Origin of the sequence: Pseudomonas sp. BS3767 (genome assembly GCF_900099665.1) — a bacterium.
Taxonomy (GTDB): Bacteria; Pseudomonadota; Gammaproteobacteria; order Pseudomonadales; family Pseudomonadaceae; genus Aquipseudomonas; species Aquipseudomonas cerasi.
Map to the genome: position 1 here is coordinate 888,680 of NZ_FNCX01000001.1, position 19,255 is coordinate 907,934.

The 19,255-nt window shown below is 59.0% G+C and carries 20 protein-coding genes and 2 pseudogenes; 12 read left to right on the top strand and 10 right to left on the bottom strand.

Annotated elements, in window-relative coordinates; all coding sequences use genetic code 11:
- Positions 1–2 precede the first annotated feature (2 nt).
- Positions 3–299, bottom strand: a pseudogene (locus tag BLR16_RS29190) (hypothetical protein); the annotation flags it as partial.
- Positions 300–891: 592 nt separating this feature from the next.
- Between BLR16_RS29190 and BLR16_RS03425 the strand changes: the two are divergent.
- A complete protein-coding gene (locus tag BLR16_RS03425; protein WP_044309348.1) occupies positions 892–1,134 on the top strand; it encodes a hypothetical protein in 243 nt (80 codons plus the stop codon).
- Complete coding sequence (locus BLR16_RS03430) at positions 1,131–3,872, top strand: glycoside hydrolase family 3 protein (protein ID WP_074806115.1); 2,742 nt, start codon at positions 1,131–1,133, stop codon at positions 3,870–3,872. The genes BLR16_RS03425 and BLR16_RS03430 overlap by 4 nt, the downstream gene beginning before the upstream one ends.
- Before the next feature lie 16 nt (positions 3,873–3,888).
- Here BLR16_RS03430 and BLR16_RS03435 read toward each other — a convergent pair whose 3' ends face one another.
- From BLR16_RS03435 to BLR16_RS03445, 3 genes are all read right to left on the bottom strand, one after another.
- A complete protein-coding gene (locus BLR16_RS03435) occupies positions 3,889–4,539 on the bottom strand; it encodes a TetR/AcrR family transcriptional regulator (protein WP_004413838.1) in 651 nt (216 codons plus the stop codon).
- A gap of 22 nt (positions 4,540–4,561) precedes the next feature.
- Complete coding sequence (locus tag BLR16_RS03440; protein ID WP_074806113.1) at positions 4,562–5,923, bottom strand: MATE family efflux transporter; 1,362 nt, start codon at positions 5,921–5,923, stop codon at positions 4,562–4,564.
- Positions 5,924–6,040: 117 nt separating this feature from the next.
- Positions 6,041–6,295 (bottom strand): hypothetical protein, encoded by a 255-nt coding sequence (locus tag BLR16_RS03445; protein ID WP_003315380.1) that lies wholly within the window; start codon positions 6,293–6,295, stop codon positions 6,041–6,043.
- 153 nt (positions 6,296–6,448) lie between these two features.
- Between BLR16_RS03445 and BLR16_RS03450 the strand changes: the two genes are divergently transcribed.
- On the top strand, positions 6,449–6,766 hold the full coding sequence (locus tag BLR16_RS03450) for an ElaB/YgaM/YqjD family protein (protein ID WP_003364576.1): 318 nt from the start codon (positions 6,449–6,451) through the stop codon (positions 6,764–6,766).
- Between the two features lie 91 nt (positions 6,767–6,857).
- On the opposite strand, the gene BLR16_RS03455 is transcribed toward BLR16_RS03450, so the two are convergent.
- Complete coding sequence (locus BLR16_RS03455) at positions 6,858–7,199, bottom strand: hypothetical protein (RefSeq protein ID WP_074806110.1); 342 nt, start codon at positions 7,197–7,199, stop codon at positions 6,858–6,860.
- A gap of 267 nt (positions 7,200–7,466) precedes the next feature.
- Between BLR16_RS03455 and BLR16_RS03460 the strand changes: the two genes are divergently transcribed.
- The 7 genes from BLR16_RS03460 (at position 7,467) to BLR16_RS03490 (ending at position 13,401) form a co-directional block, all read left to right on the top strand.
- The gene (locus tag BLR16_RS03460) at positions 7,467–8,537 is read left to right on the top strand and encodes a M4 family metallopeptidase (protein WP_003364582.1); all 1,071 of its coding nucleotides are present in this window, start codon (positions 7,467–7,469) and stop codon (positions 8,535–8,537) included.
- 31 nt (positions 8,538–8,568) lie between these two features.
- Complete coding sequence (locus BLR16_RS03465; RefSeq protein ID WP_003364583.1) at positions 8,569–8,868, top strand: protealysin inhibitor emfourin; 300 nt, start codon at positions 8,569–8,571, stop codon at positions 8,866–8,868.
- 266 nt (positions 8,869–9,134) lie between these two features.
- Positions 9,135–9,764 (top strand): paraquat-inducible protein A, encoded by a 630-nt coding sequence (locus tag BLR16_RS03470; protein WP_044309352.1) that lies wholly within the window; start codon positions 9,135–9,137, stop codon positions 9,762–9,764.
- Positions 9,761–10,375 (top strand): paraquat-inducible protein A, encoded by a 615-nt coding sequence (locus BLR16_RS03475; protein ID WP_003364588.1) that lies wholly within the window; start codon positions 9,761–9,763, stop codon positions 10,373–10,375. Before BLR16_RS03470 ends, BLR16_RS03475 begins: the two co-directional genes overlap by 4 nt.
- Entirely contained in the window at positions 10,368–12,047 is a 1,680-nt protein-coding gene (locus BLR16_RS03480) for a PqiB family protein (RefSeq protein WP_003364592.1), read from the top strand. The genes BLR16_RS03475 and BLR16_RS03480 overlap by 8 nt, the downstream gene beginning before the upstream one ends.
- Positions 12,044–12,667 (top strand): PqiC family protein, encoded by a 624-nt coding sequence (locus BLR16_RS03485; protein ID WP_044309353.1) that lies wholly within the window; start codon positions 12,044–12,046, stop codon positions 12,665–12,667. The genes BLR16_RS03480 and BLR16_RS03485 overlap by 4 nt, the downstream gene beginning before the upstream one ends.
- 284 nt (positions 12,668–12,951) lie before the next feature.
- Positions 12,952–13,401: a helix-turn-helix domain-containing protein gene (locus tag BLR16_RS03490; RefSeq protein ID WP_054081032.1), complete on the top strand. Its 450-nt coding sequence runs from the start codon at positions 12,952–12,954 to the stop codon at positions 13,399–13,401.
- 30 nt (positions 13,402–13,431) lie between these two features.
- Here the strand turns inward: BLR16_RS03490 and BLR16_RS03495 are convergent, their stop codons facing one another.
- Positions 13,432–14,343: a LysR family transcriptional regulator gene (locus BLR16_RS03495; RefSeq protein ID WP_004413849.1), complete on the bottom strand. Its 912-nt coding sequence runs from the start codon at positions 14,341–14,343 to the stop codon at positions 13,432–13,434.
- Between the two features lie 112 nt (positions 14,344–14,455).
- Between BLR16_RS03495 and BLR16_RS03500 the strand changes: the two genes are divergently transcribed.
- Entirely contained in the window at positions 14,456–15,292 is an 837-nt protein-coding gene (locus BLR16_RS03500) for a pirin family protein (RefSeq protein WP_074806104.1), read from the top strand.
- A gap of 12 nt (positions 15,293–15,304) precedes the next feature.
- Positions 15,305–15,415 (top strand): annotated as a pseudogene (locus BLR16_RS27830) (LysR family transcriptional regulator); the annotation flags it as partial.
- A 13-nt stretch (positions 15,416–15,428) separates the two neighbouring features.
- Here BLR16_RS27830 and BLR16_RS03505 read toward each other — a convergent pair.
- From BLR16_RS03505 to BLR16_RS03520, 4 genes are all read right to left on the bottom strand, one after another.
- Positions 15,429–16,958, bottom strand: coding sequence for a sodium:solute symporter family protein (locus tag BLR16_RS03505; RefSeq protein WP_011268179.1), 1,530 nt, complete (start codon positions 16,956–16,958; stop codon positions 15,429–15,431).
- Positions 16,955–17,215 (bottom strand): hypothetical protein, encoded by a 261-nt coding sequence (locus tag BLR16_RS03510; protein WP_003364607.1) that lies wholly within the window; start codon positions 17,213–17,215, stop codon positions 16,955–16,957. The genes BLR16_RS03505 and BLR16_RS03510 overlap by 4 nt, the downstream gene beginning before the upstream one ends.
- A 146-nt stretch (positions 17,216–17,361) precedes the next feature.
- Complete coding sequence (locus tag BLR16_RS03515; RefSeq protein ID WP_003364609.1) at positions 17,362–18,297, bottom strand: choline kinase family protein; 936 nt, start codon at positions 18,295–18,297, stop codon at positions 17,362–17,364.
- A complete protein-coding gene (locus BLR16_RS03520; protein ID WP_074806102.1) occupies positions 18,294–19,247 on the bottom strand; it encodes an aminoglycoside phosphotransferase family protein in 954 nt (317 codons plus the stop codon). The genes BLR16_RS03515 and BLR16_RS03520 overlap by 4 nt, the downstream gene beginning before the upstream one ends.
- Positions 19,248–19,255 lie beyond the last annotated feature (8 nt).

The window sequence follows — 19,255 nt, forward strand, 5'->3', positions numbered from 1 at the left end:
CTCAGCGAGGCCGCGCCGATCTCGGTCAGACCGCTGATGATGTGCTGGGTATAGGGAAATGATTGATCGGGCTCCAGGACTCTTGTCGAGATCAGCAGCCCTTCCCCGACCAGCGTGTCGACGGTTGCCACACAGACGTGGATTGCCGGAGCGCTTGAATACGCGCGCACCAGCTCCCTGTAGATCTGACCGAATGTCAGTTTTTGCGGTTTGCTGAAGCACAGGCGACTGACGATGTGCAGCACTGCAAGGTCCAGCCGTTGTTTTTCGTCACTCACCACTGTTGCCTTTAACTTAATGAAACCTGACGCGCGACCGACTGAATATGCCTGTCGTTTTTCTGCGTCGACACACAGCTTCGGTCAACCGACAATGCACACTTGCACGTCCATTTTTTTAAATGGCCACGAATAAAATTAATGACGCCGATTATCAGTCGCGCACGGTAAGCCCTGAACAATTCCTTTACACGTTAATTAAATAACTGGCGCATCCCAATACTTTTATCTCTCGTACCAGGCTTTTTAAAGCGCGCACGAACCGCGAGGATGCAAAGCTTACCAGCCCTCTAAACCTAACGACAATTAGGTTTATCAAAAAACAATAAACCCCTATTTTTCTCCGTTATTTTGGATTTTTATAGCTGAAAAATAGCCATTTTATCTAATTTATGCTTTAAAACGCGCTTAAATTCTCTGCCTTCATCTGGAAAAATCAGATGATAGCCACATGACATCATTTATTAAAATCTTCATTACTCATACTTTAGCGACCGGTGAACTTTTTTCGCTCTCGCTGGACTGAGTGTTCAGCCGAGCAATAGGCGATTGCAACAGCCGTCCGTTTTTATCCTGCAAACCATCAATCGAGATTCAATCGATGACTAGATCAATGCTGTCTGTTTTCAGTGCAGTACTTCTGTGCGCGCAAAGTGCCTTAACTTTCGCCGCGGACTCAACTTCCAGCACACCTGCCACCGGGTCCGATCAACAGATCCGGACGCAGGTGGAAGCCAAGCGCGACCAGTTATCAGGCGCCGACAAGATCAAACCGGCTCAACAACAGAGTTCGTCGTCCCTGCTCGAAACGCCGGTGGACACCGACGACGCCCCTGCCCAGGCACAACGACCATGAACAACCTCAATCAACCGATCACATCGACCGGAAGGACACTTGCCTTGTCAGCTTTCAAACAGACCCTGGGCCTGAGTCTGCTGACGTTCAGCGTCATGCAGGCCAACCTGGCACTCGCCGCCGTGACCCCGGCGACCGGCAACGAAGTCGAAGCGCGCGTCAGCTCGATTCTCGACAACATGAACCAGTCGGAAAAGATCAACTTCACCCGCGTCGACGACGGCCACATGATCCCGTCCCTGCTCAAGTGGGGCATCAAGGGCACCGTGGCGTATGACTCGTCCATGGGGGTACACGTCAACAACGCCACGTTCGGCGCGCAATACCCTTCGCAGTCTGCGCTGGCAGCGACCTGGAGCATCAACCGGGCCAAGGAGTTCGGTCTGGCCATCGCTTATGAAACGCGCATTTCCGGCGGTCAGCAGATGCTCTCGCCAGGCGTGAACCTGTACCGGACACCCTACAACGGCCGCTCGGCAGAATACGTCAGCGGTGAAGACCCGTTCCTCGGCGCCGTGCTGGCACCCGCTATCGTCAACGGCATCCAGGCTCAGGGTATCCAGGCCAGCGGCAAGCACTACCTGGCCAACGAACAGGAAGCCAATCGTCAGGCGGTCGACGTCAAGGTCGATGAGCGCACCCTGCGCGAACTGTACCTGCCAGGCTTCGAGTCGATGGTGAAGAACGCCAATGTCGCCTCGATCATGTGTGGCTTCAACAAGGTCAACGGCGACTACGCCTGTGAAAACCATCACCTGATCACCGAAGTGCTCAAGGGCGAATGGGGCTATCAGGGCATGGTCATCAGTGACTTCAACGCCATTCATGATGCCTTCAAGGGCGCATGGGCTGGTACGGACATCGACATGCCCTCCGGCCTGCAGTTTACCGAAGCCAAACTCCTGCCCTACCTGTGGAGCGGGCAACTGACCCAGAACGTGATCGACGACAAGGTCAAACGCAACCTGCGCGGCATCGTCAGCTACGACCTCCAGAACAACCTCAACACCGCCAAGACTCTCGAGCATCCGGAATACGGCATGCGTGCCGCGCTGAATACCGCGCGCGAATCCATCGTGTTGCTGCGCAACGAGAACACCGCTGCCGGCAAACCACTGCTGCCGCTGGACCGTTCGGCAAAAATCGCCGTGATCGGCAACTGGGCGCACGACGTACCGGCGTCGCCTTTCGGCACCGCCAATTCCCCGCCCAACAGCTACGTGACCGAGCTGAGCGGTTTGCAGCAACTGGCATCCAGCAGCAGCGATGTCACGTATCTGTCAGAGATGAGCCTGAATCCGGCGAGCTCGGTGTGGTATCAGCCAGCAACCGGCGATAACGGGATCAGCAACGCCGGGGTAAAAGCCGAATACTTCTCCAACACGAGCTTTTCCGGTGACCCGGTGCTGACGCGTGTCGAACCCGGCGTGAACCTGAACTGGACCACCGGCAGCAACGTGACCAACACAGGCAGCACTGCGGTGTCTGGCTTCAGCCCGACACCCGGCGCCTTCTCGGCACGTTTCACCACCACCATCAAGCCCACCATCTCGGGCGCCCAGGCGTTCAAGGTGCGTGCGGACGGCCCATACAAACTCTGGGTCAACGATGAGCTCATCGTGCAGAGCGACGGTGTGCCTTACTCGGGCGATGTGGTGAATGCGCTGACAACGTCGGGGAAAACTGCAGCATTGTCGGCCGGCAAGACCTACACCGTGAAACTGGAATACCAGCGCGTGCAGGGTAATTTCATTCCGGTACTGGGCGGCCTGACAGGCGTGCAGATGAGCTGGGCTGCGTTGCGTCCGCCAAAGGACCTGTCGAAATACGATGCGGTCGTGGTTGCGACCGGGACTACGTCTGAAAACGAAGGTGAAGGTTCCGACCATGGCTTCGATCTGCCGGACCAACAGGCTGAACTGATCAGCTTCGTCGCCAAGGCCAACCCCAACACCATCGTCGTCATGCACGGCGGTGGCGTGGCCAACATGCAGCCATGGGCGAACAAGGTCGGCGCCACGCTGCAAGCGTGGTTCCCGGGTCAGCAAGGCGGTCAGGCACTGGCCGAGATTCTCTACGGCAAGGTCAACCCGTCGGGCAAGTTGCCGGTCACGATCGACAAAAAGATCGAGGATAACCCGAGCTATGCCTCCTATCCGGATCCGGCGGCCTATCGCGGCAGCAACCCGCTGACCGAGATGACCTACAGCGAAGGCCTGTACATGGGTTATCGCGGGTATGACAAGAAACACGCCAAGCCGCTTTATCCGTTCGGTTATGGCCTGTCCTACACCACGTTCAGCTACAGCGACCTGAAACTGTCGACCAACGTGCTGACGCCAGGCTCGACGATCGACGTAAAATTCACGGTGACCAACACCGGCGACAAGGCAGGCTTCGAGGTGGCGCAGTTGTATGTGCAGCCGGTCAAACCTGCTGTGGACCGTCCGGAGAAAGAGCTCAAGGGCTTCACCAAGGTGTACCTGCAGCCGGGCGAGAGCAAGACCGTCAGCGTACCGATAGACTCGCGCTCCCTGGCTTACTACGTCGACAAGACTGCAAGCTGGGACGTCGATGCCGGGAAGTTCAAGATCCTCGTCGGTGCGGATTCGGAGAACCTCACACTCAACAGGACGCTGATCACCCTGTACCCGGAAAAACTGACCACGCGTGACAGCAACCCGCTGCCATTGCCACTGCGCAAGGCAGTCCAGGTCAGCGCGGCACAGACCTACTGATGTACCCCTTCAAGGCTCATGGATGAGCCTTGATATCCCTTCCCAATCGCTGCACGTAGATATCGAAAACCGCCATGACATCCACGTCCTGAGGGCTTCGCAGCCACTGAATCTGCAAGCCGTCCATGACCGAGAAGATCTCCTGGGCCAGGGCTTTGACATTGATATCGCTGCGCACTTCCCCCGCCTCTATCAACCCCTGCAAATGCCCGCGTGCGTGTTCGTGGGTCAGTTGGAATCGTTCAAGGTGCCAGGCCCAGGCCGGGTGCGCCTTCGACAGGCTCTCGGTATTCATCAGCAACGCTGCCTGACACTCCTCGGCATTCTCGATGCTGAAACTCATGCTCAGCTTGAGAAACTTCAGAAACCCTTCGAGCGTCGGCTCGGTGACCAGATCCTGAAAGCGCGAAGTGACCCGCTGGTCCCTGCGCTCCAGCAAGGCCGCGAGTAATGCTTCCTTGTTGGGGAAATGGTGAAGCAATCCGACCGTGGTGATACCGGCAAGCAGTGCAACCTCGCGCATCGACGCACTCGAATAGCCGTCTCTGGCAAAAACAACAGTAGCGGCGTCCAGCAAGGCCTTTCGGCGCATGTCTCCCTTGGGTGCGCGGCGACGCTTGGGTGGAGCCGTTTCTGCGGATTCATTCCCTGATTCTTCGATGACCATAAAAACCTGATAACGCCTTGATTCAATGTGCCCCAATGCTCATGACCGGGGCCCTGCTGGTAAAAAACCGTTTCGCCGTCAGCGACGCCGTGGTGATGGAGATCAGCGCGATGAGCGCATTGCCGGTAAACATGCCGGGCAAGGCGCCGCTGCTGCCGAACCAGTGGGTCCCGGCGAAGACGAACGGCACTGTACCCGCCGTTGCCCTGAGCCAGGCAAACACCGCGACCCACCACGACCTGTTCATGGTGATGAATACCGCGATGGCGACAAAATCCAGACCAATCAGAACCCAGAGACCGCCGCCCCACAAACAAAAGGCCATGAACACGGCGCGGGCTTCGTCCCCCAGTTGGTAGAGGTCGGCAATCATGCCTCCACAAAGCACCAGCACCAGCCACACGGCCAGCCCGTAGCAGACCACCAGTCGCCGGGTAAAAGTGACCGCGGAACGCACGCGATCATCGCGGCCCGCACCAATGTTCTGACCCAGCACCGGAGCCAGCGCGCCAGGCAAGGCAAAAAAAGCGCAGTACGAAAACTGTATGACTCGATCCAGCACGGTCATCGCGGCCAGAGCCGAGGTGCCGAATGCCGAAAGCGAGGCGACAAGATAAGCCAAACCGACTGGCGTCGCCAGATTTGCCGCCATCGCCGGGAGCGCCAGCCTGAAGGTATGCCGCGCGTGCAGGCGCAACAGTTTCAGATGACGCGTGAACACCATGCCTATTCGGCTGCGCACCCAATACAGACCGATGGACGCGGAAACTGCTGCAGACACGGCAAACGCGATACCAGCACCGTCGAGCCCCAGGCCGAGCCCAAAGATGAAAAACGGGTCCGCCACTACCAGCGTGGCGGCAGCGGACAGCACGACGCCCATGGCCCTACGGTTGTCACCAATGGTTCTGAGCATTTGCGCCGACATCTGCATCACCGCCTGCAACGCGGTAAAAGGCAGGGTCAGCCAGATAAAACTGCGCGCTGCCTCGTAAGTGGCCGACTCGGCACCCAGCCATCGCATGATCGGCACGATAAACGTCAATTGCGCGGCGGCGGCCAGACCGCTGACCATGATCACCATGAGCATCAGGCTGGCGGTGAGCCTGGGGATCGATCTGGCTGCCCGATGGCCGATGCGTGCGGCAAGCACCGAGGCCCCGGCGATAATCAGGCCGGTTGCCAGCGCGCCGTTGAAAAACATCAGGACCTTGGCAATGCCGACAGCCGCCAGAAGCACGGGGTCATGCAGCATCGATACGTAGACCAGCGTGAGAATGTCGACCAGAAAGACGGCGAACAGGCTCAAGGCGCTGGCACTGGCGGTGACGACGATATGACGCGCTACGCTGCCTTGGGTAAATCTTGCACTGGCTTGGGCCATCAACGTTCTCAAAAGGCCTGACGGATCAGGAAGGCAAGACCCCCTCACCAGGACACCCTCACGCTGAAGCGTGAAGAATGATCGGCGCGGATTGTCGGGCGCTGTCGGGTTGTGCTGCTACCTGCTCGCCGCCATCAGACGATTCACTTCACTGCGAACCATGTTGGCGTATTCCGGCGGACTCATGGTGTCCAGCTCGGACCGAACCCATTCAGACCACTTGCCCTTGCGCTTGGCGCGCTCGCCCATCAAGCGCGCCGCCTCGCCCTTGGCCTTGCCCAGATTGCTCTGCCACAGTTCGAACAGACGGGATTTTTCGTCTTCGAGAGCGGTACGCTCAGGGAGCGGCCGATTGGCCAGATTGAAACTCATCACAGTCACCTACGGCTAAAAACGGCTGCATCTTACACCCGTAAGGGGCATTGCTTGCAGAGTCTTGCGTCGGGTCATTCAAGCAATTGCAACTTTTAAGGATACGCGAGACTCCATTGAACACTGTTGCCACCACTTGAAAGGAATACACCCATGGCTCGTAAGACCCCTGCTCAACAAGCTGCCGATCAAATCAAGGATCAGGCATTCAGTGACCTGCAGGCACTGATCGAAGAATCCGACAAACTGCTCAAGGAAAGTGCTGCTCTGGTGGGTGAAGAAGCAGAGACATTGCGCGCGCAGTTGAGTGTCAAACTCAAGCAGGCACTGGACTCGATGGCCAGCGTCCGCGAGCGCACCAAGCCGGTTGTCGAAGCAACCGAAACCTACATCGGTGGTCACCCATGGCAGACCGTGGCTATTTCTGCGGGCTTTGGCCTGGTAGTTGGCCTGCTGCTGGGTCGTCGTTGATCGACTGATGAACGGCATCGCGGGCCAGTTGCTGACCCGCGATGCCGATGCACTGAAGTGTGATGAAGCAGATCTAAACCCGGCGAACGCCCTATCGGGTGTGCTGTACCACCGAAGGCTCGGCAAAACGGTGCGACTTGGTCACCTTAGCCTGTAACGCCACGCGCTCCTCCTCGGCCTTGGCCTGGCTTTCATAAGGCCCTATCAATACCTGCTGTTTGCCGTCCACGTCCACGATGATCGGGGCATAACTGCGCTCGAGTAACCAGGCGCTGGAATCGCTGACCGCCTCCCGCGAGTTCATCTGAATGAACCACTGTGGCGTAGAGACCGGAGCGGTCGCTGCCGCCCCCTGGACTTTATCCCTGGCGGGCCCGCCGCCTTCGCATCCGGCCAGAGCCAGTACCGCTATCATCATTACCGTCTTGCGCACGTAGGTCTGCTCCTCGTCTGAAGTGGCGCGAGTCTAACATTGCCGCGCGGCCCGTTGATCGCCTGTGTCGAGGTGTCGCATGGGCCCTGGAATGACTTGAAGTACCCGCAATACGGGGCTATTGCCACTTCAGTCAGGTTTGGCGGTAACCACTGATCATGTAATCGGATATTTCGTTGCATATAAACGCCACGGGAGGTGTCACACGAGTGCGACCATGTTGATCGGTGGCTTGCCGCCATCGGTGCATTAGTACAGGAGTTCATCATGTGCGACGACCGAAATCCCCTGCATTGCTTCATTCCGCCTTACATGCTCGAACGTATGGCGCAGTCCCCCAAGACCCTGGTCAGCGCCCGGGCCATTGCCAACCTGACGAGCAGTTCGGCGTTCCTCGCCTCCCGCCTGACCGCCCGAACCATGCCCTCCATGCACGCGATCAAATCGCCTGACGGACGAAAGCACCGCGTGATTCATGATGCCAAGGGCACTGACAATCTCCCCGGCGTCGTGGTGCGCAAGGAAGGCCAGGCAGCCACGGGCGACAAGGCGACGGATGAAGCCTACGATGGCTCAGGTGACGTCTATGACTTCTATGCGCAACTGTTCGAACGCAACTCACTGGACGACAGTGGCATGTCGCTGGTCTCGACGGTGCACGTCGCCGAGGTGGATTTCAACGGTGATCATGTACCGCTGAGCAATGCCTATTGGAATGGCAGCCAGATGGCTTACGGCGATGGAGATGACCTGGTCTTCAAGCGCTTTACCGGCAGCCTTGAAGTGATCGGTCATGAGCTGACCCACGGCGTGCAGAGCTTCACCTCGAACCTTGACTACCGCGGGCAATCCGGGGCCTTGAACGAGCACTTTGCCGACGTATTCGGCATGCTGGTGCGCCAGTGGAAACAAGGCACCAGCGCCGCCGAGTCGGACTGGGTAGTGGGCAAGGAGCTACTGGTGCCTGCCCCGACGCGACGAGGCATTCGCGATATGGAAAAACCCGGCACGGCGTATTCCAACGATCCGGATCTGGGTGATGATCCGCAACCTGCGACGATGGCCGACCTGTACACCGGGGCCAAGGATCGCGGCGGTGTACACATCAACTCGGGCATTCCCAACCGGGCATTCGTACTGGTGGCCAAGGCGCTGGGCGGAAATGCCTGGGAAGTGGCGGGCAGAATCTGGTATGAAACGATGCTGAAGCTGGCGTCGGACAGTCAATTCGTCGATTGTGCCAAGGCCAGCATAAAAATCGCCTCCGACCCGCGCTTCGGCCCCAAAGCCAAAAAAGCCGTACAAGCGGCCTGGAAAGAGGTCGGCGTCAAGGTATAGCCAAGGCATAACCATCAAAAAGGTGCTTGAAATGAAGGTCTGTCTAGTGCAATCCGGCGGTTTTGCAGGTGCAGTCAAACGCTGTGAAGTCGATACAGCGACCCTTGAGCAGCCCGAAGCCGAGCAGTTGCAGCGGCTGGTGAGCGACAGCGGCCTGAACCAGTCCAGCAGTGCTTTTAATGACGAAGCGCGGGACCTGAATCAGTACGAAATCACCATCGAGGATGACGCCAGGGCAATTTGCCTGACGTTCGACGAACACAACGTGCCTGCATCCGCCCGCCAGTTGCTCGGCTTTCTCAAGCAGCGCGTCAAACCCGGCAAGCTCTGAGACAGGCGTTTGCCAAAGGACTCTGGCAGCAGCGATGCCCTTTCGTCGACAGATGGAGGGCATCGCTGCTGCCGGATTCGCCACTATTCTCCGCGCATGGAATAATGGCGCAGTGACATGTGAACCACCCGACACCCTGACGGTCAATGATTTGTACCAGCCCGCTAGCGCTGACCGTACAAAAAAAAACGCTTCACACTGCCATTAACGAGGTATCTTTTCGTGCTGCGCGTTCTTACCTCCTTACCTCTGCATCAATGGCGTCGATGAGCACTGTGCATCCTATCGAACACTCTTCCGGCCTGATCATCTGCGAGCATTGCGACTCGCTCTACGAAGCTCACCCTCTGCAACCCGGCGAGGCGGCATTCTGCCTTCGCTGCGAAGCGCTGCTCGGTCGTGGCCATCGGGTGACCATAGAACAGCTATTGGCGTTGACCATCGCCGCAGCCATGCTTTTCCTGTTCGCCAATCTGTTCCCGGTCATCAGCATCAACATGAAGGGCCTGTCCAACGAGGTCACGCTCTGGCAGTCGGTTGAAGCCCTTGCTCAAGGACGAATCACGATCATTGCGCTGGTGGCCGGGCTGTCGATCATTTTTGCGCCGCTGCTGCAAATCGTCCTGCTGTTCTGGGTGCTGGTACATGCACACAAGGGCATCGTTGCGCCCGGCTTCAGAACCTGTATGCGTGCGCTTGAGCATTTGCGCCCATGGAGCATGCTCGAAGTGTGCATGCTCGGCATTCTGGTGGCGATCATCAAACTGTCCGGGATGCTTGACGTACACCCCGGCGTCGGCCTCTGGGCCATGGCAATGCTGATGGTGCTGATCCTGCTGATCGCCAACAAGGATATCCGCCGGTTGTGGGATGAACTGGGAGTGCAGCCGCAATGAACGGCATCCCCTTCGCCCATGAACACAAGCTCTGCCTGTGCCACACCTGCGGCTATGCCTGCCAGGAGGACGCTACGCGCTGTCCGCGCTGTGATTCGCCGGTGCACAGGCGCAAGCCCAACAGCATCAGCCGCACCTGGGCGTATCTGATTGCCGCGCTGATTTTCTATATCCCGGCCAACGTACTGCCGGTGATGTACACCAACCTGCTGGGCAACCGCAGCGAAAGCACGATCATGAGCGGCGTCATCGAGTTTTTCGAAAGCGGCTCCTGGGACATCGCCATCCTGATCTTCGTCGCCAGTGTTCTGGTGCCGTGCATCAAGTTTCTGGTGCTCGGCATGCTGCTGATCACCTGCCAGCGTCGCAGCACCTGGGCAATGCGCGAGCGCGCGCGTCTGTACCGTTTCATCGAATTGATCGGTTACTGGTCGATGCTCGATGTGCTGGTTGTAGCCCTTGTAGCGTCTCTTGTTCAGTTTCGTGAGCTCAGCACCATCGAGCCGCGACTCGGTATTCTGTTTTTTGGCTTGGTAGTGGTGATGACGATGTTCGCCGCCATGAGTTTCGATCCCCGGCTTATCTGGGACGCAGAGGTTGAAGATGTCTGACAGTACCCTCCCCCCGCCTGCTTCAGTGCCACGCCCTGAAGTCAAACGTCGGCGCCTGCGTGTCTCGCTGATCTGGCTGGTGCCGATCGTTGCTGCGATCATTGGCATATCCATGGCCTTCCATGACTGGATGAACATCGGCCCCAGAATCACTGTCAGCTTCCTGACAGCCGAAGGCCTGGAAGCCAACAAGACCCAGGTCAAATACAAGAACGTGGTCATCGGCATGGTCACGGATATCAGCCTCAGTGAAGACCGCACGCATGTGCTGGCCAACATCGAGCTGAACACCAGTGCTACTCCGTTCACACGGGTCGACAGCCAGTTCTGGGTGGTGCGCCCACGCATCGGCGCACACGGTGTTTCGGGTGTAGACACACTGCTTTCGGGTGCATTCATCGGCGCCGACGCCGGCAGCGCAGAGGAAACCAAGACCAGCTTCACCGGCCTGGAAACCCCGCCTCCAGTGACCTTTGGCGAAAAAGGCAAGCGCTTCACCCTGCACACTGACGATCTGGGCTCGCTGGACATCGGTTCACCGATCTACTTCCGACGCATTCAGGTCGGTCAGGTGGTGGCTTACGATCTGTCCAAGGACGGCCGCGGCGTCGATATCCAGATTTTCATCAACGCACCGAACGATCAGTACATCACCACTGACACACGCTTCTGGAACGCCAGCGGTGTGGACATCACCGTCGGCGCATCAGGGGTCAAGGTCAATACACAGTCCCTGACCTCGATCATTTCCGGGGGCATCGCCTTTCGCGAGCCCAACTGGAGCCCGGACTCGAAGCCGGCGGACGAGAACGCAGAATTCAAGATATTCGATGACCAGACCACGGCGATGGCACCTCCCGATGGCGAGCCACGCTACATCCGCATGCGCTTCAATCAATCGCTGCGCGGTCTTACGGTCAATGCCGCGGTAGACTTCCTCGGGGTCAATATCGGCAAGGTGGTATCGGTCGACCTGGATTATGATCCGGCCACCAAGACCTTCCCCGGCATCGTTGGCGCGGTGATTTACCCCAAGCGCCTGGGGGCGGCCGAGTCCAAGCTCAAGGAACTCGGCGGCTCGGGTGATGAAGAAGAACAGTCTGCCCGGGTATTGGGCGCCTTCGTGGCCAATGGTCTGCGTGCTCAGGTGCGTAACGGCAACCTGCTGACCGGCCAGTTGTACATCGCCATGGAGTTCGATCCGAAGGCGCCGAAGGTCGCGTTCAACGCCAAGGCCCGACCGCTGGAGATCCCTACCGTGCCGGGCAGCTTCGACAAGCTGCAGGAGCAACTGCAGGCATTCGTCGAGAAGCTCAGCAACTTGCCGATCGACCAACTGGCCGGCAACCTCAACGGCACCCTCAGCGAGTTGCAGAAAACCCTCAAGCAGGTCAACAGCAGCGTGTTGCCGCAGATGCGTGGCACCTTGCAGCAGGCCGAGAAAACCCTGGGCACTGCCAACGACTCGTTCGCCGAAGATTCACCGGCGCGTCAGCAACTGGGCCAGGCCATGGATGAAGTGCAACGTACCGCGCGTTCGGTGCGGGTCCTGACCGACTTCCTCAGCCGCCACCCTGAGTCGTTGATTCGCGGCCGTACGGGCGATGCTGCCCCACGCTCGTTCAACGCCCCGTCCTCGTCCCGAGCCATTGATCCGGAGCCAAAACAATGACCTTGCGCCTGAAACTGGTGGTACTTGCCGCAGCACTGGGCCTGGGTGCCTGCACATCGACACAGACCCACTACTACACGCTGATCGCGCCAATGGGCGCGACGAGCGCTGCCACCAGCAAACCCATGCCGTTCCAGTTCGAGATGCTGCCGGTCATCATGCCGGTGCAGGTCGACCAGCCGCCGCTGGTGGTTCGTCAGGGTAACGGCAGCCTGGCCATTCTGGACACTGAACGCTGGGGATCACCGCTGGGCGACGAGTTTCATGACGCGCTGACCCCGCAGCTGGAGCGCCGTTTCGGCAGCCGCGACATGGCCGGTTTGCCAAAGAACAGCGATCAGCCAACGCTGTCGATCCGTACGGACGTCAGGCGCTTCGAGTCGATGCCCGGCAACTACGCACTCATTGATGTGGTGTGGACACTCGGCCTTCGCGACGCCGGTGCCACGGCGGGCAGCAAACGGCAGAGCCTGACCTGCAGCAGCGTGATCCGCGAGCAGGCCGGTGAAGGCATGGAAAATCTCATCATTGCTCACCAGAAAGCGGTTGCCCAACTGGCGGACAAGATCGCCACCACGGCAGCGCGCTGGACCGCACAGCCTGGTTCTCGCTGCCTGTAAACCTCTCGGGAGGCCTGCGCACAAGGCCTCCCGATTTCGCTGCAATCGGCCTGAAACCCTTCTGCCAGCCGCCTGGACGTCGCAGCTCAGAAGCGTTCAATTCCGTACAAAAATGTATCACCCTGACTGATTCCTACGTACACTCTGCCGCCTGTCTGGCACGTTAGTACCTGATCGGACCGAACACGCAACCTCTCGCCTTTGCCGGGATGTCTGATCAGTCAATGCCGGAAACGCTTGTTAACCCTGGCTGTAGCGATGCACAGTTTATAGAGGACAAACGGATGACAGGGATCGGACCACGGCTGAAAAAGGAACGTTTGCGCCTCAAGCTTTCGCAAAGCGCACTGGGCGCGATAGGTGGCGTGGAAACCAACGCTCAGGGCAATTACGAGAACGGCGTCCGCTCTCCCCGTGCGGATTATCTGTCCAGCATTTCGAATGCCGGCGTTGATGTGGCCTATGTGGTCACCGGCCTCAGCGCTACGCATAACGTCCCCACTGTCATAACGTCGGACAGCCCCAGCTGCGCCCCGCTCAACCGCGTCGTCGAACGCTTGCACGGCAACCTGCACGACGTGACCCAGAACCTTTACCTGTTCACCCGCCTGATCGAATCGAATCCAGGCGTTGGCAATGTGGACAGCAATCAGCTGGAAAACATCAAGAACGACGCCGAAGCGATCACCGTCGCCACCGTTCGGCTGATCTATATGACGTCACGAATCAAGTAACGCGCAAGTATCGCGTGCCGCCAAGGCTGCTCATTGCGCCGCAAACGCCTTGTCCCTTAGTTTCTCCATCACCAACGCAATAAATGCCGACACCGCTGGCGGCAGATGTTGCCGACTGGGGTAAAGCACATGCAAACCATGGCTGGTGCGCTGGTACTGCGCCAGTACCGGCACCAGTCGGCCATCCCGCAGATCCGAGCGGATCAGCGTCGCTGGCAACAACGCGATACCGAGCCCGGCAAGGGTCGCCTTGCGCAACGCCTGCGCGGTGTTGGCATTGAACCGGCTGGCAATGTGCACCTCATGCATCTTCGCGTCCGGCCCGAGCAACCGCCAGGCTGTGACGCCACCGCGATGCGCTGCGCTGACACAATAATGGCTGTGCAGACTCTGCAGGGAATCAGGCATGCCGTAAGCGGCAATATAAGTCGGACTGGCGACCATCGTGTCATGGCTTTCATCGATCAATTGCCGCCCAACGTATCCCGAGTCCTGCAAGGGGCCGCCCCGAAAGGCGATGTCCAGCCGGTCAGCGATCAGGTCAGCGTGATCATCACTGAGCACGAACTCCAGTTGAACGCGCGGGTAGCGGGCAAGAAAACCGGCCACCCAGTCCATCGAGAAAAAGTCGAAGAAATCAGCCATCGCTGCGATACGTACCAGACCACCCGGCTCATCACGCCCTGAAGCAAGCTGTTCTGCGGCCTCCATCACTCCGTCGACCGCACCGACGCAACGGCCGTAGAAATCCTCTCCAGCCTGAGTGAGCACCAGCTTACGCGTTGATCGCTGCAACAGGCGAGTGTCCAGCTGCATTTCCAGTTGCTGAACCCTGCGGCTGATCGTATTGGAAGGCATGCCCAAGTGCCTTGCTGCCTGGGCAAAACTGCCGCTGCGCACCACCTGCACAAACAGGGCAACGTCATTGAGATCGAACACCACGCCTGGATTCCTTCAATTTATGGATCAGTCCAAGCCAACTATACCGGCTAATCAAGCAATCCATTGACGCTTATTCTTGGCGCTCAGGCATCAAGGCCCAGAGGAGAACGCCATGAACAGCATCGCCAGTATTCGGCCACGCGCCATTACCCATCGCACTACCGGCAAAACCCGAGGGCCGATCACCCGACTGGTGAGCCCGGGCGATCTGGGTCAATTGTTGAAGCCTTTCGTGTTTCTGGATCGAATCGGCTTCACGTCCGAGCCGGGGAAAACAGGATTCGGCATGCACCCGCATTCGGGTATCGCGACGCTGACCTACATGATCGAAGGCGAGCTCACCTATGAAGACACCACCGGCAAATCCGGAGTACTGCCCAGCGGCGGTGTGGAATGGATGAGCGCCGGCAATGGCGCCTGGCATGACGCTCAGCCAATCAGCGGTTCGGCAGTCAGGGGCTTTCAGCTATGGGTCGCACTGCCCGCCGCGCAGGAAAATGGCCCGGCACAAAGCGCATACCTGTCGGCAGCGCAGGTTGCGCAACAAGGCCCGGCAAACGTGCTTCTGGGACGCTATGGCAGCGCAAAAAGCAGCCTGCCGGCACCGGAAGGCATGAATTATCTGGCAGTACAGCTCAAGGATGGCGAGCACTGGCGCTATACACCACCCGCTGGCCATAGCGTGGGCTGGCTGGCAGTCCACACCGGACAGCTGGACGCAGGCGGCCCGATCGGCGCGGGTGAGCTGGTGATTTTCGAGGAATCGGATCGCCCCATCGACATCGTCGCCAAGGGTGACGCCCACTTCGTGCTGGGATCGGCAGTCAAGCACCCGCACGACCTGGTCACAGGCTACTACTCGGTACACACCAGCAAAGCCGCGCTGATTCAGGGCGAGCTGGAGATAGAACGCATTGGCGCACTGTTGCGCGAGGAAGGCAGGCTCTGATTAAACAACCTCCTGTTCGAGCCTTGGTGGCAGCGCTTTACCGGGCCGTATCTGTACTACCCGGGGCGCCGCTACCTGCCCTCGCCGCTGAGGGCTTTCATCGACTTTATCAATGCGCGCTGAGCCACAGGCAGCGTCAGCTCATCGCCACAACCGGACCCACGCCACGCCGAGCTGGCGCCGCCATGGCGAACAACTCATCGACGCGTCTGACTTCATCCGCACTCGGTTTGATGGCAACGGCACAGGCAACGAAGATGCCCGCATTGAAAATCAGACCGACGATGCCACTGGTCAACGAGCCCAGTGCCGGAATGTCATCCGGGTAGATCGTGGTCAGCACGATGGCGATCACGATCCCCACCAGCATGCCGGCAATCGCGCCCTGCTTGTTTCCATGACGACTGAACACGCCGAAAAACAGCGGCACGGCCAACTGGATGATGCCCTGATAGGAAATCTGCGCCAGCAATTGCAGGCGGGCATAGTCGAAGGTCAGGTAGGCCAGCAATGAGGCCGCTGCAATGAACACCACCATGCCGACCTTGGCGAGAATGGTCTTCTCGCGATCACTGCGCGGCTTGCTCCAGGTCGCCAGGTCATTGGCAAACTGCGTACCACACACCTGCACGCAGCCGTCGACATGGCCGATACTGGCTGCCAGTACGATCATGATTGCCACGCCGAGCAGCCATGGCCCGCCGATGTCGAACAGGGACAGGAACCAGCCGTGTTGCGGATGAGCGGCAACGTTCGGGTCCTGGCTGATCGCCGCGGCGAAGAGCATAAGAATCCCGTAAAAGCCGCCTACCAGCAGGATGGTCAGCAGCGTGCCCTTCTTCACCGAGCGCACGCCGCTGGCGGTGTAGATACGCTGAAAACTCATCGGCCAGCACATCGAGCCGATCACGCCGGTAAAGATCAGGCTGAACATGTACATCGGCCCATAGGTACTGCCTGCTCCGCCAGGAATCACCAGCATGCTGGCGGGCAACTGCGACAGGTTGCTGAACGACGCCTGCGCACCGAACAGCAGAAAGATGCACAGCGCAGCGCACAGTACGTAGGCGATCAAACCTTGATACATGTCGGTCATGATCAGGCCGCGCATGCCCATGCTCACCGTCCAGTACTGACGAATCAGGATCACCACCACCCCGACCAACAGGCAGGTGGTCACGCCCCAGCGGCCGAAGCTGGCGAACTGAAAAAGCGTCGCCAGGGCCTGAATCCCCATCACCACCCAGGGGAATACCGAGATGATGCCGATGATCGACGCAATGCGTTTGACCACGGGACTGTTGAAGCGCATCCCCAGCAAATCCGGTTGGGTGGTCAGGTTGAAGCGCTTGCCCCAGGTCCAGGCACGGTTGGCCATCAGGTACATCGCCGTCACGCCCAGCGTGGCGTAGACCATGCCGTAAAAGCCCAGCGCGCCACCGACCGACAAGGCGAAAAACGCTGTGAACGTTGCGCCCGGCCACCAGGAGTTGGTGTAGCACATGGCGATGAACCACGGCCCGTAAGAGCGGCCACCCACGGCGTAATCGGAAAAGCTCTCGCTCTTGCGGTTCGTCGCGTACAGCACCGCAATCATGCCCGCCAGAAATACACCGATGAGGCCGAAGGTGATGTAAAGATCCGAAACCGTAGTCGTACTGATCATTGCCCGTCCCCCTCTTGTGGAATTTCACCCAGCAGCGACTCGACCACGTAGAGCATCCACAGGCCCAGCCCCATGAGCACCGCGATCAGAATCCAGTAGAAGATCGGCAGCGGAATGCCGAGCACCAGCACGCTGCTGCCGCTGACTTTGAGGTAAAACGGCGGAAACAGCGCCATCATCAACAGCGCGAAGAAGTACAGGCCAAACACCAGATTCTTCAGGCGGCCGGGGGTAGAAAGGGACGGAACGTTACTCATGGAGTGCTCCTTGAATTTCAGGATCTGGCTATGGATAAGTGATCGGATAAAACTCAAGCAGTGAAAGAAACACGCGGTTACCCGCTACTTTTTTATTATTGAAGTACTTGTTTTACGTATTCGAAGGCTCACAGGACGAGATCGACTCAGACCTGCCGCAGCCAGGTTTCCCATTGCGAATCATTGATGATGCTGCGCGCTCGCATGTGCTTCCAGGTGCCGTACTTGTAAAAGTCGAAGTCCAGTTGCGACACCGCGTGCTGCACCATCGCCCAGGTCGACCATTTGATGTCGGCCAAGGCCTTGTTGAGCTTGATCCGCGCGACGGTTTGCGCGCTGACCTGGCCGAAGTAGTCCTCAATCAGCGCCAGCTCCATGTCGTCGCTGAAAAACATCTCGCCGAACCACAGCGCCAATTCGTAATGGCGGTCGTTGTTGGAGGCGTACTCGAAATCCACCAGGCGAATCTGGCGATCCGCATTGAGCATGAAGTTGCCTGCCAGCGTGTCGTTCATGCACGGCGCCAAGTCGATCCCGGAAGCCTGCAGCGCAGCCTTTGCGCGCTGATATTGCAGACACAGCCAGTCGTCATCCTGAGGCTTGATACCCTTGAGCTCGGCCACCTGGCTCTGGTGCTCGGTTATCATGTCGAATACGGTCTTGGTCTGTTGCAGCAGCGGCTGATCGTTGAACGCCTTGAGCCCGCGCAAGGCACTGTGGCGTATGTCGCGTTGCAGGAAGTCATGGTTGGACGACGCCCGCCAGCCCTCCATGAACTCGAACACCTCGACACCGAAGGCTTCGAGGAAAGCGAAAACCGGCGCGCCATACCCGGTTTGCGCAGCCTTCACACTGGCCTCGTGGGCGGTGTGACGGTCGATGAACATCTCTGTACCGACGCCTGGCACCTTGAAGAAATAAGCCGTGTCGGCGCCCTCGACCTCGACCCGCCAGTTGGTATTGGAAATGCCGCCACTGACAGGCTCGTAGTCAACGCGGCGGCCTTGCCAGCTGTCGATGCTGCGCACGGCGGCTTCCAGTTGTCGTTCCTGGGTACTGACCGACTGCCCTAACGTTTTCATGCTCTACCCTCCTGAACCTGACGCATCCAGCCTTCCAGCCGCGGGTCCTGAACGCACTGTCGGCAGCGCAACAGCGTCCATTGCCCGACCTTGGAAAACTCCAGTGGCCGCGAGGACGTGGTACCGGCCCAAAGCCCCCACAATGTCCAGTACCAGTCGTTGATCAGCGCATACAGACGGCACACGGCGTAGTCGATTTCCAGGCATTGTCCGGCCCACGCGCTGATCCCCTCGCGCCACTGACGCTCGAACGAATAAAGCTCATTGAGGGTAATCGCCACGTCGTACCACGGGTCCATGCAGCCACCGTAGTCAAAATCCACCAGACGCAACTGGCCTTCGCTGGACACCATGACGTTGCTGGACACTCCGTCACCGTGCAGCGGAACTGCTTGCACGGCGTGGCTCTGCAGCGCCTGGCAGGCCATGTCGACGCAGCGGTCGATCCATTGATGCTCGGCAGGCAGCGCAACGTTATCGCGCCCGCACAAGGTGCGAAGACGCTCGATATCCGCCATCGGCGAGCGCACGGCATCAGGCACAGGTCCGGCATGCACCTGCCGTTTGAGTGCCCATAGCGCTGCAAGCCGACCGGGTGCGAGCAGATCGTCGAGCCGCGCAGCTCGCCAGTTCGAACCCAGGTCCTCGAAGATCAGCACGCCATTGGCCTGGTCTGCGCCAAGCAGACGCGGTGCCGCCGTACTGCGGCCGGCACATTCGCTGGCCTGGGCTACCGTGTCGAAATCGATCAGTTGCGCCATGTCGGCATGCAGAACCTTGACGTAGCAACCGCCCTGCGCGCTACTGACCCGAAAGCCTGCCCACTCGGTCGACAATCTCGAAGGCGAGGCCACGCCCTGCGTCACGTTCTCGATCTCGGCGTCCTCAGCGAACCCGCAAGGTGCCAGTGCGCTGCGCAGGCGTGTGGTCAGGTCGTCGGCATATGACATGCTCAGCC